We start from the raw sequence: 14,034 nt of genomic DNA, 5'->3' as shown, positions 1-14,034 counted from the left end.
GCTCTACATCAATTGGTCAAAAGCTCCGCGGTCCGGGCAAGCGCGCCGGCAAAGCCGTTGAGCGGAATGGAAAAGCTCACCGCCTGTCCTGTGTCGGCCGCCAAGGCGTCGATCTTGAGGGTGGTCCCTGATTTCAGCAGCGGCGTGACAGTCGCATCGAACGCCACCGGCACCAGACAGCCGACGACCTGGCAGGTGTTGAATGCCAGGCTGCCGTCCAGTTTCTGATCGTCGATAGTCAGGCTGACCCCCTTGGCCAGGGCCAGCCCGAACGGCAGCGCAAGCGTTCCCGTGGCATCCTCGCCAGTCTTGCTCGACAGCTCGATCGCCAGCAGGCGCTGATTGCTTTGCTTGTTGAATTGCTGATGCAACAGGCTGCAGGTCTTGGTGGTGCCCAATATCTGGCAATTGACCGTCCAGTCGCCGTGGGTCTCGGACAATGCCGACGCCCCCCCGGGCAGCTGCGGCGCATCGGCGACGGGCGGCGCCGCCACCTTGTCGCCCTTGGTTTGCGCTGCGACGGCCGGCACACCGACGACGCAGGCCATGCCCAGCATCGCCACGAAATACGCGTACTTGCCCATCAAGATCCTCCCGCCGGGCTCCGCCTCGGGCCAGCTAGAAACTGACCTTGAGAGACGCGCTGATAGCGCTCTGTTCAACTGTTTCACCGAAGGCGCCATCATAGCTGACGGACATGCCAACGCCATTCGGCTCAAGGTCGGCGCCGACCCGATAGAGCGGCGAATCGACGGCAATGCGGGGTCGCCAGGCAGATTCTCCGCCGCCGCGAAGCGGCCTTCGGCGGATGACAAGCCGATTTCGTTTCGATCGACGCTGGCCATGGCATCGCCGCGCAAACACCCTATATCAATGGACAGTGTTTTTTGCGCGGGAATGAGCCGATGTCGGCGCTTCGACCATCAACGATCTTCACATCGGCAATGCTGGCCACGGCAATGCTGGTGGGCGCTTGCCTGCCAGCTTCCGCGCAGGCCCTCAATCCCGCCACCGACAACAACGCGCTCATCCGGCAAAACGACCTGCAAATCCTGCAAAACAGGGTGCAGAGGCAGCAATACCAGCAGCAACAGCAGCAGTATCGTGCCCAGGACCGCCAGATCATCCGGCAGCCGCCACCGGTCGTGCAGGAATTCAAGCCAAACTGCCAGACGCAGATAATCGGCACCACCGCCGTGAGCAATTGCCGCTGACATCCAGGCGTTTTTCATTTATTTAGCCGACTTATGTATTCGGAGTGCCTTTCGGCACGCGCGAAAGTTTTGGTTTTGCAACGACGCCTTGTCGCGCTATGCGGCATTGCATCGACTGGATTCAAGAATGGCAGCCACTAAGAAAAAGGCAGTACGCAAGGCAAAGAAGGGCGAGACGATCCGCCAGGTGGCGGCTATTCCCTTTCGACTGAACGCGCGCGGCGATACCGAGGTGATGCTGGTCACGTCGCGAACCACGAGACGCTTCATTGTCCCCAAGGGATGGCCGATGAAGGGCAAGAGCGGACGCAAGGCGGCCACCATCGAGGCACAGGAGGAAGCCGGCGTGCTCGGCAAGACGCTGAAGCAGCCGGCAGGCACCTATTCCTACTGGAAGCGGCTGGCCAACCGCTTTGTCCGCGTCGACGTCATCGTCTATCTGCTTGAGGTGACGGAGGAGCTGGTTGACTGGCAGGAAGCCAAACGACGCCAGCGGGCCTGGCTGGCGCCGGCCGACGCGGCCATGCTCATCGATGAGCCCGACCTTTCGACGTTGGTGAAGACGTTGAAGCTTCCTCAGCCTGTGCCGGTCGATCAGGCATAAAGCCTCACTCGCCGGCGTCATCCCCTTCGGGAAACGGCCGTACAGGCGTGCCGGTATAGGCCCACAACCACTCGCGCGGCAGCGGCCCCTTGTTTCGCTCGGCCTGCTGCGACTGCTCCCAGGCATGCGCCAGGATGCCGACCGAGCGTGACAGCACGAAAAGCCCGCGCGTCTGCGGCGGCGGAAAGCCGAGTTCGCCATAGATGACTGCGGTGGCGCCATCGATGTTGAGCGGTATCTTCTTCCCCTTGCGCCGTGCGACGTCCGTCTCGATCGCCTCGGCGATGTCCGCGAAACGTCCATTGACGACACCGCGCGCGGCAAATTCGCGGGTCAGTTCCAGCAGGCGCGGCGCGCGCGGATCGACAGGATGGAAGCGGTGTCCGAGCCCCGGTACATAGCCCTTCTCCTCGGCGAAGAACCGGTCGAGCCGTGCCGAGACCGCTTCATTCAACGTCATCCCGGCATCGATCGCCACGGCAATGTCACCGTAGAAGGACAGCGCCTGTTCGCCGGCACCGCCATGCACGTCGCCGAGAACATTGATGGCCGAGGCCATGGCGCTGTTGATGCCGACGCCGCAGGTTGCCGCCATGCGCGCGATGGCGATCGACGGCGCCTGCGGTCCGTGGTCGACGGCGGCACCGAGTGCAATGCCGAGCAGCGAGGCCTGATCCTCGCTGGGCAGTTCGCCACGCAGCATCAGCCAGATCATCGCCGGGAAGCTGACGCGGCCGATCAGATCCTGGATCTCGTAGCCGCGCAGCCGGATGACACCCGGCCGCATCTCTATGATGTCGGTCTGCCACCATTCCTCGCCGCGCTCGCGGCCAGTCTTCTTCTCCGTGCCGCTCATGCCCGTGCCTTTGCCTTGGCGCGGGGCGGCAGGTCGGCGAAAACCTCATCCATATGCTCACCTAGCGCCGGTGGCGGCTTGGTCGGCAAGGGCGCCGCGCCATTGACCATGAAGCCGCCGCGCAGAACGGTCAACGGCTTGTCCATGCCAGCCACATCATCAAAATCGGTGGTCACCTGGCGTTCGAGCACTTGCGGCTCGGCCAGAACTTGCGGGATCGTCAGCACCCTGCCGGCGGGCACGCCGGCACGATTGAGCGTCTCTTCCCAGTCCCCCGCCGGGGCGCTCGCCAAGGCGTCCTCGATCTCGACTTTTAGCGCCGCACGGTTGCGCTTGCGCGTCTCGCGCTCGGCAAAGCGAGCATCCCCGGCCAGTTCCGGCCGGCCGATCAGCCGGCACAGCGTCACGAACTGCTCCTGCTTATTGGCGGCGATGTTGAGCAGCCCGTCGCCGGTGCGAAACGCGCCAGAGGGTGCAGCAGTCATGTTCTCATTGCCCATTGGCTGGGGATCGACACCTGCGGTCAGGTAGTTGGAGACCGGCCAGCCAAGTGCGGAAAGCGTGCATTCGAGCATCGAGACGTCGAGAAAGGCACCCTCGCCGCTCGTCTTCTGCCGCACCAGCGCCGAGGCGATGGCGAACGCGCCGACCAGTCCGCCAAGCGTGTCGGCGACCGGATAGCCGACCCGAAGCGGCGCGGTTTCAGGGGTGCCGGTGATGCTCATGATCCCCGACAGCCCCTGGATGATCTGGTCATAGGCGGGATTGTCGCGCATCGGTCCGGTCTGGCCAAAGCCCGATATCGCACAATAGACGAGGCCGGGACGGACCGCCTTCAGCGCCTCGTAGCCAAGGCCGAGCCGATCCATCACGCCGGGGCGGAAATTCTCCACCAGTGCATCGGCGCTGGCGACCAGATCGAGGAAGCGCTCGCGATCGGCTGGCTTCTTGAGGTCGAGCGTCACCGATCGTTTGCCGGCGTTCTGCGCCAGGAACGAGGCGCCCATGCCGGCGCTGTTGAGCTTTGGTGACCCGCCGAGCTGGCGGGCCAGATCGCCGCCTTGCGGTGCCTCGACCTTGATCACGTCAGCGCCGAGCAGCGCCAGCTGATAGGCGCAATAGGGGCCGGCCAGGACGTTGGTCAGGTCGAGGACGCGAATACCGGCAAGCAGTTCTGTCATGGCATCAGGAATCGATCAGGCATCGCCAGGCACATGCTCCGGTCCGCGCCGACGCCGATGCTCGATGAAGGCCCAGATATGCGGGCCGGCAAGCCCGATGAAGGCGAGCGTCAGCAGCGTCAGCGACAGCTTGTGGGTGTAAAACACCGACCAGTCGCCATTCGAGATGGTCATCGCCCGGCGAAACTGGGTTTCGGCAAGTGGCCCCAGGATCATGCCGATGATGACGGGCGCGGTCGGGAAATCGAAACGCCGCATCAGGAAGCCGGCCGCCCCCAGGAGATAGAGGATGACGAGGTCGATAGGCGATTGCGAAATGCCATAGGTGCCGACCGTGGCGAACACCAGGATGCCGGCATAGAGCTGCGGCGCCGGGATTTTCAGCAGCCGCACCCACAGCCCGATCAGCGGCAGGTTGAGGATGACGAGGATGACGTTGGCGATGAACAGGCTGGCGATCAGCCCCCAGACGAGGTCGCCCTGGGTCGTCAGAAGCAGCGGCCCAGGATTGATGCCGTAGCTCTGGAACGCGGAGAGCATGATCGCCGCCGTCGCCGAGGTTGGCAGGCCAAGCGTCAGCATCGGCACCAGCACGCCGGCTGCGGACGCATTGTTGGCAGCCTCGGGCCCGGCAACGCCTTCGATGGCGCCGACCGTGCCGAACTCTTCCTTGTGCTTCGACAGCTTCTTTTCGATCGCATAGGACAGGAAGGTCGGGATTTCGGCACCGCCGGCCGGCATGGCGCCGATCGGGAAGCCGATCGCTGCGCCCCGCAGCCAGGGTTTCCATGAACGGCCCCACTCGGCGGATGTCATGTAGAGCGAGCCCTTCAGCGGCACGATCTCGTCCTTGCCGGCATAGCGGCGCGAGGCCATGTAGAGCGTCTCGCCGACGGCAAACAGGCCGACGGCGGCAATGATGACGTCGACGCCGTCGAGCAATTCGGTCATGCCGAAGGTGAAGCGCGGCTGGCCAGTCTGCAGGTCGACGCCGATCATGCCGATGACGAAGCCGGCGAACAGGCTGGTCAGGCCGCGCACAGAGGACGACCCGAGCACCGCAGAAACGGTGATAAAGGCCAGCACCATCAGCGAGAAATATTCGGCCGGGCCGAAGGCCAACGCGAACTTGACCACCACCGGCGCCAGAAAGGCGACGCCCATCGTGCCGATCGTGCCGGCGACGAAAGAGCCGATCGCCGAGGTGGCAAGTGCCGCACCGCCGCGGCCGGACCGCGCCATCTTGTTGCCTTCCAGCGCGGTGACGATGGTGGCGCTTTCGCCGGGCGTGTTGAGCAGGATCGAGGTCGTCGAGCCGCCATACATGGCGCCGTAATAGATACCGGCGAACAGGATGAAAGAGGCCTCCGGCGCCACCTGATAGGTGATGGGCAGCAGTAAGGCGATGGTCAGCGCCGGCCCGAGACCGGGCAGCACGCCAATGGCGGTGCCGAGTGTGGTGCCGAGCAGGCACCACAGAAGATTGACCGGGGTAAAGGCAACCGAGAAGCCATGTGCGAGATGGCCGAGCGTTTCCATGGCATCAGCCTCCAAACGTGCCGATGATCGCATCGATCACCGTGTCCAGCTGGTTCTCGATGAAGCCGGCACCGATGTTGACGCCGAGCGCCCTGGCGAAGCCAAAATAGGCGGCCAGCGCCAGGATCAGGCCGAGCACTGCGTCGCGCAGCGTGCGCTTGCTGCCGAAGCCGTAGCAGACGAGAACGAACATGATGACGGATGCCGCCGTGAAGCCGAGCGGCTGGATGAGCAGCAGATTGGCCAGCAAGCCGATGACGACGAAACCCATCGCCTTCCAGTCTGTCGGCGTTTCCCTTTCCTCCTCCGGCTGCCAGCCACCGCGAAGTGCGGCAAGGATAAGCAACAGGGAAAGCACCACCAGACCAACCATGGTGAGGTAGGGAAAGACGGTCGGGCCGACCTTCGAGTAGAGCGGCGACACCGGAATCGCCAGCGTCTGCCAGGCGACCGCGCCGGCGCAGGCCAGAAGCCCGACGCCGATCAACGATTCCGGCACGGCAAGGCGCCGCGGCGCCACCTGCTGGTCGCTGGTGCTCATGATTGTCCTCCCCAGGATAGCTGGCCCAATATGGTTGGCCAAGATGCCCGGCACCGCACGGCGGGTTCTCACCGCAGGTTCATGCCGGCTTTGCATTCCATGCGAGAAGGGGCGGCGCGTGCCGCCCCTTCAGGGGAGATCAGGCAAGCCCGAGGTCCTTCAGGATGGCTTCGATACGGGCCGAATCCTCGGTGACGAACTTCGCATAATCGTCGCCGGTGAGCAGAATCGACGTCCAGTTGCGGTTTTTGCACTCGGTCGCCCAGGCATCGCTCTTGGCCATGGTCTCGACCAGAGTGATCATCGCCGCCTTGTCTGCATCGGAGACGCCGGGAGGTGCGAAAACGCCGCGCCAGTTGAACAGTTCGACATCGATGCCGGCTTCTCTCATCGTCGGCGCATCGATGCCGTCCTGGCGCTTGTCGGCCGAGATGGCGAGCAGCCGCAGCGCGCCCGCCTTGATCTGTTCGGAGAACTCGCCGAAGCCGGAGATGCCGGCAGCGACCTGGTTGCCGAGCAGCGCCGACAAGGCCTCGCCGCCGCCAGCGAACGGTACGTAGGACAGGTTTGTAGCCGGCACGCCAACAGTCTTGGCAATCAGCCCGAACAAGATATGGTCCGAACCGCCGGCCGAGCCGCCAGCGACAGGAACCTTTGTCGGATCGGCCTTGAGCGCGGCGACGAAATCGGCGGCCGTCTTGAACGGCGAGTCCGCCGGCACCACCAGCGCCTCGAACTCGCCAGTGAGGCGGGCGATCGGCGTGACTTGCGTCAAATTGTTGGCAGCCTTGTTGGCGATAATGGCGCCAACCATGACCATGCCGGCAACCATGAGCGAATTGCCCTTGCCGTTCCACTGGCTGATGAACTGCGGCAGCCCGACCGTGCCACCGGCGCCGCCGACATTGGTGATCTGCGAACCGGAGATGAGCTTTTCGCTGCGCAGCACCTGATCCATCGTGCGCGCCGTCTGGTCCCAGCCGCCGCCAGGCGCGGCAGGCACGAAGAGCTGTATCTGGGGTGCACCTTCCGCGAAAGCTGGAGAAAGATGCGACGCCACCAGCCCGGCGGCGCCCGCGGCTGCGGTGCTCATCAAAAATCTGCGTCTGTTCAGCATGGGATTCCTCCAGATCACGACACCTCCTCCGGTGCCTGCCAAAACGCGCCTGCATCCAGACCCGTAATCGAGTTCAAGCAGATGTTACGGAGTTCTGTCAACGGAAACGATATTCTACTAGACAGAACGGATTGGTGGCGCGACACAGTCGCTCGGCTCGGCCTTCTTCGAACTGGAACCGCAATGGACTCACCAAGCAAATCGGCAGACGCAGAAATCCGGCGCGTGTCGGCCGAAGGTGTTGCCGCGCTCGATCGGGCGATTGCCATCCTCGATGCCTTCACCACGGCCGACCGGTCACTCAGCCTGGCCGAAATCGCGGCGCGCACCGGCCTCTACAAGAGCACCATCCTGCGACTGGCGAATTCCCTGTTGCGCGGACGGCTGCTCGAGCGCCTCGACGATGGGCGCTACCGCGTCGGACCCGCCACCTTCCGGCTCGGTGCGCTCTATCAGCGTTCGGTGGTGGCGGTCGATGTCCTGTTGCCGATCATGCGCGACCTTTCCGAGCGAAGCTGGGAAAGCGTCGCCTTCTATGTTCGCTCGGGCGACGTCCGCACCTGTCTCTACCGCGTCGAATCCAAGCACCCGATCCGCTACACGATACGCGAAGGCGACGTATTGCCTTTGCTGGTCGGCTCGGGCGGTCGCGTGCTTGCGGCGTTTTCCGGCCAGCAGGGCGAACCCTATGAGACCATCCGCAAGACCTGCAACTGTCTCGCCATCGGCGACCGCGATCCCGACACGGCAGGCGTGTCGGCGCCGGTATTCGGGCCGGGGGGCACCCTGCTCGGCGCCTTGACGCTGGCCGGCCCCAGCACGCGCGTCGACGCGGCGTTTCTCCAGCGCATGAAGCGTCCGCTGCTCGAGGCGGCGGCCCGCGCCACCCGCGCCTTCGGCGAGGACGCCTCCATGCTCGAGCAGGCGAGCCTCGCGACGGATGCATAGCGCCGATTGGCTTGGCTGACCCATGCCGACTTTGAATACAATCCGATTCAACTTGAAGCAATTTCATGACGCCGCATAATATTCGGCCGCCTGCAGCAAGAATCGATCTTGCAAATATTTGAAGTCTTTATTCGCTGTTAAGCCCCCCATGATAACCGGACGGTTGTCGCCAGCTGAGCGACATGAGGGACGAACACAGTCTCAACCGATGGATGAAACAGTCGGACAGACGCGCTGACAGGGATCATGGCAAATCCATGGAAGTTCGATGAAGCTGTCATCTATGGCCGCAAGCCCCCGCCTCCTCGGGCTCGTCTGGCCGTTCATTGCCGTCGTTCTTGTTCAGGCGCTGGTCGCCAGCCTCAGCCTCCATACGCTGTCGGCGGTTCGCGCCTATGTCGGCGGCGAGAGCCAGTGGTCCAAGGGACAGAAGCAAGCCATCTATTTTCTCAGCCTCTATGCCGGCACCGGCAACCAGGAATTCTTCAGCGAGTACCGTGGAGCGATCGCCGTCCCGCTGGCCGATCGTTCAGCACGCCTGGCGCTTGAGCAGCCCGAGCCTGACACCAACGCGGCGCGCGCCGGCTTTCTGCAGGGCAGAAACCACCCCGACGACGTGACGGGGATGATCTGGCTGTTTCAGAATTTCCGCAGCTTCAGCTATCTCGATGCCGCTATCCGGCACTGGACGGCCGCCGACACCATGATCCTCGCCCTCCAGCAACTCGGCGAAGCCATGCACGAGACGCTCGGCAAGGGGCCGGCATCAGCGGCTGAGATCAGCGCCTGGAAGGCACAGATCCATCAGCTCGATCATCAGATCAACCCGCTTTCCAAGGCTTTCTCGGACAGCCTCGGCGAGGGATCGCGCTTCATCAAGATGTTGCTCACCTTTGCCAATCTGGTCACTGCCGCCTTGCTGATCCTGCTTGCCGTGTGGCGGACACGCAAACTCCTGGCGCAGCGCCAGGCCTTCCAGTTGGCGCTGAACGCCGAGCGTGAGCGCGCGCAGATCACTCTGGCTTCGATCGGACAAGCCGTGATGAGCACCGGCGCCGACGGACGGCTGGACTACATGAACGCGGTCGCCGAAAGATTGCTGGCATGTCCGCTCAGTGCCGGCCGGGGCAGGCCGATCGAGTCGCTGTTTCGCCTTGTGGACAAGGACACCGGCGTCGAGGATGTCAGGCTGGTCGAGCGCCTGTTGGCCGGGGAACTGCGCCGTTCCAGCGCGCGTCCGCAATTGCTGCAGCGACCGGACGGCTCGGTTGTTCCCGTCGCGCTGACCGGCGCGCCGCTGCTCGTTTCCGGTTACGTCGTTGGCGCGGTGTTCGCCTTCCACGACATGACGCGCGAAGAGGACTATATCGAGCGGCTCTCATGGCAGGCATCGCATGATGCGTTGACCGGACTGGCCAACCGACGCGACTTCGAAAGCCAGCTGGAAAGAACGATCGCGGACTTGGCTGACCGACCCCGCCAGCACGCGCTGATGTATCTCGACCTCGACCAGTTCAAGCTGGTCAACGACACCTGCGGCCATGCCGCGGGCGACCAGCTGCTGCGCCGGATATCATCGCTGCTGACCGGTGAATTGCGGCCCGGCGATGTGCTGGCCCGGCTGGGCGGCGATGAGTTCGGCGTGCTGCTCGTCGATTGCGATGCCGACAGTGCGGCCGACATCGCCGAACGGCTGCGCGCCGCCTTGCAGGACCTGCATTTCGTCTGGGATGGCAGGCCCTTCAACACCAGCGTCAGCATCGGCATGGTGCAGATCGCCAATGCGCAAGTGACCATCGAGGAAACGCTCAGGGCCGCCGACGTCGCCTGCTACATGGCCAAGGAAAAGGGCCGCAACCGCGTCCAGATCCACAGCGATTGCGACATGGCCTTGCAGGAGCGCTTCGGCGAGATGGCCTGGGTGCAGCGCCTGCACGCCGCCCTCGAAGAAAACCGCTTCAGGCTTCATGCCCAGGAAATCTGGCCGCTCAACGACGAAGCCACCGAGGCAGGCGCACATATCGAGATCCTGTTGCGGCTGACCGGTGAAGACGGCAGCTTCGTCACCCCGCAAAGCTTCATTCCCGCGGCCGAGCGCTACGGCCTGATGCCGTCGATCGACCGCTGGGTGGTGCGCAACACGTTCGCCATCCTGGCCGCGCGGCAGGCCGATCCGCGCACGGCGCCGATCTCCACCTGCGCCATCAATCTTTCCGGAGCGACTTTCGGCGACGAGACATTTCTCCGCTTCCTGCGTGAGCAATTCCTCATCCATGGCATTTCGCCCGCCATGATCTGCCTGGAGATCACCGAAACCAGCGCCATTGCCAATCTGACCAACGCCATGCGCTTCATCGCCGATTTGCGCGGCCTGGGTTGCCGTTTTGCGCTCGACGATTTCGGCTCGGGCATGTCGTCCTTCGCCTATCTGAAGCACCTGCCGGTCGACTACCTCAAGATCGACGGTAGCTTCGTCAAGGACATGCTGGAAGACCGCATCGACCACGCCATGGTCGAGATGATCCATCACATCGGCAAGGTCATGGGCAAGCGCACCATTGCCGAGTTCGTTGAAAGCGACGGCATCATTGCGGCGCTGAAAAAGATCGGCGTCGACTATGCCCAGGGCTATGCGATCGCCCGGCCTCAGCCTTTCGACGCTTCAACAATATTGCTCTGCCAGAGCCTCGCGCCGGCCGCGGAGACCGTCACCGATCCGTGGATCGATCTGGCGCAGAAGCTGCGCCGCAAGGCCAGCTAGAATGCGTCCCGGTCGGGAACGCTCGCTCAGTTCAATTTGACGAGAACCACGCGGCGGTTCTTGGCGCGGCCCGCATCATCGTCATTGCTGGCGACGGGCGCCATCATGCCGGCGCCGGCAGCGGTCAGCCGCGCCCCGTCGATGCCGTATTTCGCTACAAGTGCTGCCTTGACCGCTTGCGCCCGTCGCGACGACAGGTCGAGATTGTAGTCGAAGGCGCCTTGATTGTCGGTGTGGCCGACGACGATCACAGCCATCTTCGGGTCGTTGGCCAGCAGCGTCGAAATTTCCTTCAGCGTTGGTTCCGACTCCGGCTTGATATCGGCCTTGTCGGTGTCGAAGAAGATGCCGTAGAGCGAAATGCTGCCGGTGGCGGTGAGCGAATCCGCCATCTTTGCCGCCTCGACGATCACCATCTTCTTGTCGCGCGCCTTGGGTTCCAGCACCTGGACGATGGCAACGGTGCGGCCGTTGAGCTCCTTGCAGTAGAGATCGTCGGTCATCGTATAGGTCTGCACGGTCACATAGGCGTCGCCGCCATCCTGCGGCACCTTGGCCGAGAAATAGCGCTGGTCGTTGATGCCGGAAGTTAGCGCGCAGGCGCCATTGGAGAATGCCGCGTCCTTCAGATCACTCTCATGGAAGGAATACATCGTCAGGCTCATGTCGCCGCCGCCGCCGCTCGACGAGCGGTCAGCGGCGCCACCGCATTCCTCCTTCTTGCATTCGAACAGGATTTCGCCGCCGGCCGCCTCGATCACATCTTGATAGTTGCGCAGCACTTCGAGCGGCGAGCGCTCGGCTGGCAGCACATAGGCGATGCGGGTCAAAGCGCCCTCGACCTCGGCCTTCTTGTCGGGTGTGAAGACACGATTGTTCATGGCATCGCGCGCGTCCGGGTCGGCGCTCGGCTTCAGCGGCGACAGCGGCACGCTGAAATCCGTGAAGGCCAACTTGTCATAGGAGACGATGAACGAGCCTTCGTAGCGCTTGGCGAGATGGTTGTCGGCGGCGCCCTCGATATCGGCGGTCGGCACAGTCGCATCGGCTGCCGCCAGCCGTCCGGCCAGCATGAGCATCAGCACCGCCCAGAAAAACGTTAGAGCTGTCGTCTTGAATGCACGCATCGATCATCCCCCTCCGCACTATGATCGATGCTAGCAGAGCGGGTATGTCCAGTCGATGACGCCGCCTAGAGCTTTGATTTAGAGGCGGATTCAGATCTCAGGTCGATTCGACCTGAGATCATCCGGCTCCAGGGTCACCGCGCCAGCAGGATGGTCGGGGCGTCGTGATAGGTGGTCTGCACCACTTCCCGGAAACCGCACTTCGCCGCGACCCTCAGCGAGGCGGCGTTTTCCGGATCGATGATGCAGACGGTCTTCTCCCGCCCGAACGTCTCTTCGCCCCATGCGAGCACACGGCCAACCACCTCGGTGGCGAAGCCCGCCCCGTGCACGGCCGGAACCAGCGCCCAGCCGGCCTCGGGAATACCTTCGATCGACGGCTCCATATCGCGCTTCAGATCGTGAAAACCGGCCTCGCCCATGAAACGGCCCGTCGCCTTCTCCTCGATCGCCCAGAAGCCATAGCCGAGCAGCGACCACAGGCCGGCGTGACGCAGGAAGCGCATCCAGCTCTCTTCGCGCGTGCGCGGCTTGCCGCCGATGAAACGGGTGACTACGGGATCGGTCCACATCGTGGCATAGGCGTCGAAATCGCCCAGCCGGTGTGCCCGCAGGATGGTTCGCTTCGTCTCGATGAGAGGAGCGCTGGTCGTTGGTGGATTGTTCATGGGATCTGCCTCGCACGTATGGTCAGCGCTTAGCAAATCACCGGTCTGGCGCAAGGGCCAGGGCAACGAGGCCCATCATCCAGGCGCCGCTATGGGAATCTCAAGCGACGGTGTTATTTTCACGATAGGCAGTTTCAGACCTGCCAGCGCGCCCCTTTTTCAGGCGCGGGCCGGTGCCGTCAAACCCAAGGGAAAAGAGCGTGGACACCACCGATCTTGTGCTTGCGATCTTCCATCATGTGCTGGTGTTTTCACTGGCGGGGATCATCGGCGCCGAATTCGTGCTGATCCGCGGCGATCTGGCCGCGACCACGCTGAAGCGGCTCGCCGGCATCGACCGCCACTATGGCATCATCGCCACGCTGATCATCATCGTCGGCATCGGCCGCGTCTTCTATGGCCTCAAGGGTTGGGACTTCTACGTCTACAACTGGGTGTTCTGGGCCAAGATGGCGGCGTTCGGCGTGGTCGGCCTGCTGTCGATCATCCCGACTGTCCGCTTCATTTCCTGGAACAGGCAGGCGAGCGCCAATCCTTCGTTCCTGGTGCCGGCGACCGAGCTTGCGTCCGTGAAGACCTACATCCGCGCCGAGGCTTTAATCTTCCTGCTGATCCCGGTCTTCGCCGCGGCGATGGCGCGCGGCTACGGCTACTGATCTGCCGCTGAAGCCATTTCAAGGGGAGCGATCGGCACCAGCGGCGCGGGCACGTCGGTTGTCTTCACCTCGGCCTTGCAGATGTCGGCGATGACGCAGGCCGTGCAATCCGGCTTGCGCGCCTTGCAGACATAGCGGCCATGCAGGATCAGCCAGTGATGCGCGTGGCGCATATATTCGTCCGGAATGATCTTGAGCAGCCCCTGCTCGACCTGTTCCGGCGTCTTGCCGGGCGCCAGCCCGAGCCGGTTGCCGATGCGAAGGATATGCGTGTCGACAGCCATCGTGTGCTGGCCAAAGGCCATGTTGAGCACGACATTGGCGGTCTTGCGCCCGACGCCCGGCAGCTTGACCAATTCATCGCGGTCGTCAGGCACCTCGCCGCCATGGTCCCGGATCAGCGCTTGCGACAGCGCAGTCACATTCTTCGCCTTGTTGCGCCAAAGCCCGATGGTGCGGATGTACTCGCCGACCTTGGCTTCGCCCAGCGCCAGCATCTTCTGCGGTGTGTCGGCAACCTTGAACAGCGCCCGCGTCGCCTTGTTGACGCCGGCGTCCGTCGCTTGCGCCGACAGCACCACCGCGACCAGCAGGGTGAAGGCGTTGACATGCTCGAGTTCGCTCTTCGGCTCAGGCCTCTGGACGGAAAACCGCCGGAATATCTCGTGCACTTCCGCCGGGCTGTAGCGCGAAGTGTGTCGCACAGGCCGCGGGCGCGGCTTGGCATTCGACCCATCGCGTCGTCCGGGCAACAGCTCTTTTTTGGACGTGGAAGAATCTTTGGACTTGGGGCTCGCCATTTCCCTCCTATAATAGCCCCTC

The 14,034-nt window shown here is 63.5% G+C and carries 14 protein-coding genes; 5 read left to right on the top strand and 9 right to left on the bottom strand.

Going from position 1 to position 14,034, the window contains the following annotated elements:
- Window positions 1–8: 8 nt before the first annotated feature.
- Window positions 9–845: an invasion associated locus B family protein gene (locus ASD12_RS29195; RefSeq protein WP_244483012.1), complete on the bottom strand. Its 837-nt coding sequence runs from the start codon at window positions 843–845 to the stop codon at window positions 9–11.
- Window positions 846–905: 60 nt separating this feature from the next.
- On the opposite strand from ASD12_RS29195, the gene ASD12_RS29185 reads away from it, so the two are divergent.
- On the top strand, window positions 906–1,214 hold the full coding sequence (locus tag ASD12_RS29185) for a hypothetical protein (protein WP_056595023.1): 309 nt from the start codon (window positions 906–908) through the stop codon (window positions 1,212–1,214).
- A gap of 127 nt (window positions 1,215–1,341) precedes the next feature.
- Window positions 1,342–1,818: an NUDIX hydrolase gene (locus ASD12_RS29180; protein WP_056595021.1), complete on the top strand. Its 477-nt coding sequence runs from the start codon at window positions 1,342–1,344 to the stop codon at window positions 1,816–1,818.
- A gap of 4 nt (window positions 1,819–1,822) precedes the next feature.
- On the opposite strand, the gene ASD12_RS29175 is transcribed toward ASD12_RS29180, so the two are convergent.
- The 5 genes from ASD12_RS29175 to ASD12_RS29155 form a co-directional block, all read right to left on the bottom strand.
- On the bottom strand, window positions 1,823–2,674 hold the full coding sequence (locus ASD12_RS29175; protein WP_056595019.1) for a citryl-CoA lyase: 852 nt from the start codon (window positions 2,672–2,674) through the stop codon (window positions 1,823–1,825).
- A complete protein-coding gene (locus tag ASD12_RS29170) occupies window positions 2,671–3,855 on the bottom strand; it encodes a CoA transferase (RefSeq protein WP_056595017.1) in 1,185 nt (394 codons plus the stop codon). Before ASD12_RS29170 ends, ASD12_RS29175 begins: the two co-directional genes overlap by 4 nt.
- 15 nt (window positions 3,856–3,870) lie before the next feature.
- On the bottom strand, window positions 3,871–5,394 hold the full coding sequence (locus ASD12_RS29165) for a tripartite tricarboxylate transporter permease (protein WP_056595015.1): 1,524 nt from the start codon (window positions 5,392–5,394) through the stop codon (window positions 3,871–3,873).
- Window positions 5,395–5,398: 4 nt separating this feature from the next.
- Window positions 5,399–5,935: a tripartite tricarboxylate transporter TctB family protein gene (locus tag ASD12_RS29160; RefSeq protein ID WP_056595013.1), complete on the bottom strand. Its 537-nt coding sequence runs from the start codon at window positions 5,933–5,935 to the stop codon at window positions 5,399–5,401.
- Between the two features lie 139 nt (window positions 5,936–6,074).
- Complete coding sequence (locus ASD12_RS29155; protein WP_056595011.1) at window positions 6,075–7,052, bottom strand: tripartite tricarboxylate transporter substrate-binding protein; 978 nt, start codon at window positions 7,050–7,052, stop codon at window positions 6,075–6,077.
- Window positions 7,053–7,235: 183 nt separating this feature from the next.
- Between ASD12_RS29155 and ASD12_RS29150 the strand changes: the two genes are divergently transcribed.
- Window positions 7,236–8,000 carry an IclR family transcriptional regulator gene (locus ASD12_RS29150; RefSeq protein WP_056595009.1) on the top strand — a complete coding sequence of 255 codons (765 nt, stop codon included), beginning with the start codon at window positions 7,236–7,238 and terminating at the stop codon, window positions 7,998–8,000.
- Window positions 8,001–8,268: 268 nt separating this feature from the next.
- Complete coding sequence (locus ASD12_RS29145) at window positions 8,269–10,761, top strand: EAL domain-containing protein (protein ID WP_056595007.1); 2,493 nt, start codon at window positions 8,269–8,271, stop codon at window positions 10,759–10,761.
- Window positions 10,762–10,787: 26 nt separating this feature from the next.
- Here the strand turns inward: ASD12_RS29145 and ASD12_RS29140 are convergent, their stop codons facing one another.
- Both ASD12_RS29140 and ASD12_RS29135 read right to left on the bottom strand, forming a co-directional pair.
- Window positions 10,788–11,888, bottom strand: a complete 1,101-nt coding sequence (locus tag ASD12_RS29140) for an OmpA family protein (RefSeq protein WP_056595004.1) — start codon at window positions 11,886–11,888, stop codon at window positions 10,788–10,790.
- A gap of 134 nt (window positions 11,889–12,022) precedes the next feature.
- A complete protein-coding gene (locus tag ASD12_RS29135; protein WP_056595002.1) occupies window positions 12,023–12,556 on the bottom strand; it encodes a GNAT family N-acetyltransferase in 534 nt (177 codons plus the stop codon).
- A gap of 200 nt (window positions 12,557–12,756) precedes the next feature.
- Between ASD12_RS29135 and ASD12_RS29130 the strand changes: the two genes are divergently transcribed.
- On the top strand, window positions 12,757–13,212 hold the full coding sequence (locus ASD12_RS29130; RefSeq protein WP_056595000.1) for a DUF2214 family protein: 456 nt from the start codon (window positions 12,757–12,759) through the stop codon (window positions 13,210–13,212).
- Here ASD12_RS29130 and nth read toward each other — a convergent pair.
- Complete coding sequence (gene nth / locus ASD12_RS29125; RefSeq protein ID WP_056594998.1) at window positions 13,206–14,012, bottom strand: endonuclease III; 807 nt, start codon at window positions 14,010–14,012, stop codon at window positions 13,206–13,208. The two genes, ASD12_RS29130 and nth, sit on opposite strands and share 7 nt — an antisense overlap.
- Window positions 14,013–14,034 lie beyond the last annotated feature (22 nt).

Source organism: Mesorhizobium sp. Root102 (assembly GCF_001425625.1).
Taxonomy (GTDB): domain Bacteria; phylum Pseudomonadota; class Alphaproteobacteria; order Rhizobiales; family Rhizobiaceae; genus Mesorhizobium.
Note: the sequence above shows the minus strand (reverse complement) of the source record. Positions and strands in the feature narration are given on the sequence as shown.

Excerpts from the sequence above, each read along its gene's own strand:
- ASD12_RS29195 (WP_244483012.1), bottom strand. The coding sequence starts at position 845 with ATGGCCAGCGTCGATCGAAACGAAATCGGCTTGTCATCCGCCGAAGGC.
- ASD12_RS29185 (WP_056595023.1), top strand. The coding sequence starts at position 906 with ATGTCGGCGCTTCGACCATCAACGATCTTCACATCGGCAATGCTGGCC.
- ASD12_RS29180 (WP_056595021.1), top strand. The coding sequence starts at position 1,342 with ATGGCAGCCACTAAGAAAAAGGCAGTACGCAAGGCAAAGAAGGGCGAG.
- ASD12_RS29175 (WP_056595019.1), bottom strand. The coding sequence starts at position 2,674 with ATGAGCGGCACGGAGAAGAAGACTGGCCGCGAGCGCGGCGAGGAATGG.
- ASD12_RS29170 (WP_056595017.1), bottom strand. The coding sequence starts at position 3,855 with ATGACAGAACTGCTTGCCGGTATTCGCGTCCTCGACCTGACCAACGTC.
- ASD12_RS29165 (WP_056595015.1), bottom strand. The coding sequence starts at position 5,394 with ATGGAAACGCTCGGCCATCTCGCACATGGCTTCTCGGTTGCCTTTACC.
- ASD12_RS29160 (WP_056595013.1), bottom strand. The coding sequence starts at position 5,935 with ATGAGCACCAGCGACCAGCAGGTGGCGCCGCGGCGCCTTGCCGTGCCG.
- ASD12_RS29155 (WP_056595011.1), bottom strand. The coding sequence starts at position 7,052 with ATGCTGAACAGACGCAGATTTTTGATGAGCACCGCAGCCGCGGGCGCC.
- ASD12_RS29150 (WP_056595009.1), top strand. The coding sequence starts at position 7,236 with ATGGACTCACCAAGCAAATCGGCAGACGCAGAAATCCGGCGCGTGTCG.
- ASD12_RS29145 (WP_056595007.1), top strand. The coding sequence starts at position 8,269 with ATGAAGCTGTCATCTATGGCCGCAAGCCCCCGCCTCCTCGGGCTCGTC.
- ASD12_RS29140 (WP_056595004.1), bottom strand. The coding sequence starts at position 11,888 with ATGCGTGCATTCAAGACGACAGCTCTAACGTTTTTCTGGGCGGTGCTG.
- ASD12_RS29135 (WP_056595002.1), bottom strand. The coding sequence starts at position 12,556 with ATGAACAATCCACCAACGACCAGCGCTCCTCTCATCGAGACGAAGCGA.
- nth (WP_056594998.1), bottom strand. The coding sequence starts at position 14,012 with ATGGCGAGCCCCAAGTCCAAAGATTCTTCCACGTCCAAAAAAGAGCTG.